Source organism: Streptomyces sp. bgisy159 (assembly GCF_057707805.1).
In genome coordinates this window covers 1-1,922 of the sequence record NZ_JBYIQX010000110.1, presented here as the reverse complement: position 1 = coordinate 1,922, position 1,922 = coordinate 1, and the positions used below count along the sequence as shown (strand labels likewise).

The following is a 1,922-nucleotide window of genomic DNA, read 5'->3' as shown; positions in this document are numbered from 1 at the left end:
GGACGCGATCGTGCCGGATCCGGCAGCCGGCAGGGACCACAAGCAGCTCGACCGGACTCGAACCGTTGGTACAAGCGTCGTTGGCCCGACTACTGATCCAAATACCTCATCGGTTGGCCCGAGAACCGACCAAGCGGTAGCCGACGTTCACCGTGTGACGGAGGCTTCAGCCCCGCCCACGGCCTCGGCTCGTGAGCTCGGAGACGTTCGGCAACCCCCCGCTTACATGGAGATCGACTCTGTTGCCACTCTGCCACCACGTCCACACAGCTCTGCGGACACAATTGGCAGCCCGCCCGCACTTGACCATGTGAGGCGAGAGTCGCCTCACATGGGCACGGCTCCCCCCGCGATCGGCAGCAACAGGAGTACGCCTCCGCTGCAAGCCACAGGCAGGCCAGGACCTGGTGCTACGGGGCCAGGCAGAGCAGTCGCCGGATCTCCGCGACAGGCCGCATCCCTCACCACTCCGCTGGGGCCAGGACAGGCAACGGGTGCGCGCCCGCCCATGGGGCCGGCCCCCGGCACACCAGCGGCTGCTTCTGGCCGAATCCCGAGTAGTCCGGCCAACGGGATTGTGGGAGGTCGCCCGACGACGCCACCCATTGGCCGAGCAACTGGAGCCATCCCACGAGGTGTCGTCGTAGGCGGTGAGGCCACGCCTCCTCGTGGGCCTATGGGCTCGCCCGCTGGAACAACGAACCATGCCGGGCACTCGGTAGGCCACCAGCCAGCCGCACCCGTAGGACGACGCCTGCCCTCCTGGAAGGGACCCGTCATCGGCGGACGCCCGATCCCGTCCGATGGTGCCGCCGACGACAGTCAGCAGCAGTCGGTCCGTGCGGGCACGCGTAGGCCCGCCACCGGTGGCCTAACCACGGCAGGGAACACCGGCGCGGTAAGCGGTCGTCCCACCAGCGGCCCGACCAGCGCACCGCGCCAAGGGGAGGGGACCGGCACAGGCGGCCTTCAGGCCCGTCAGTCAGCGTCCCGCGCGGACGCCGGCCGCAGCGGAGGACGCACGCAACGCGCGCCGGAGGACGAACAGTCCCGGCAGCAGGATCGCCGACGTGCCCTGCCACCGGTCATCGACTGATTCACTCCTGGAACCCGAGAAGGCGGACTCCATGCACACGAGCAACCCTCGACACAGAGGTCGTCGCGCGGCGGCAACGGCAGCCCTGGCCCTGCTGCTCGTGAGCGCAGCAAATACCTCGGCCACCGCGAAGTCGTCCCGAGAGGAGCAGTGGTTCCTTGACGCGATGCACGCTGAGGAGATGTGGCGGATCAGCACTGGGGCGGGCATCACGATCGCGGTCATCGACTCCGGTGTCGACGCGGCCAACCCAGACTTGGTCGGACGCGTGCTGCCCGGCAAGGACTTTGCCGAGGAGCAGCCCGGGGACGAACACTCCGACTACGAGGGCCACGGTACGGGCATGGCGGGTCTTATCGCCGGCACCGGAGCCTCCGATGGTGGCAAGGGTGCGTTCGGCCTTGCGCCCGGCACCAAGATCCTTCCCCTTCGCATGCCCAGTCATGAAACCGCCGCGAACAAGGAAGCGGGGAACCAGCGATTCAATACCGTCGCTCCCCAGGCGATCCGCTACGCAGCCGACCACGGCGCACAGGTCATCAACATCTCCTTGGGGCACTCGAAGGGCTCACCGCAGCTGACAGCCGCAGTGAAATACGCCCTGAACAAGGGATCACTGATCTTCGCCGGTGTCGGAAACAGCGGAGACACGACGAACGAGCTTGAGTACCCCGCAGCAACGCCCGGAGTCGTCGGCGTGGCGGCAGTTGGCAAGAACCTGCACCGGACCTCTTGGTCCCAGTACGGCCCCCAGGTGGACATGGCAGCCCCAGGTGAGGCGATGGTTCATGCCTGCGGTGGCAAGACGGGCCTCTGCGAAACCGAG

General features: G+C 67.6%; 1 protein-coding gene. It reads left to right on the top strand.

The features are described 5' to 3' along the window. Positions 1-1,127 precede the first annotated feature (1,127 nt). The coding region (locus AC3ET3_RS36005) for a S8 family serine peptidase (RefSeq protein WP_435613723.1) at positions 1,128-1,922 on the top strand (795 nt) is incomplete at its 3' end.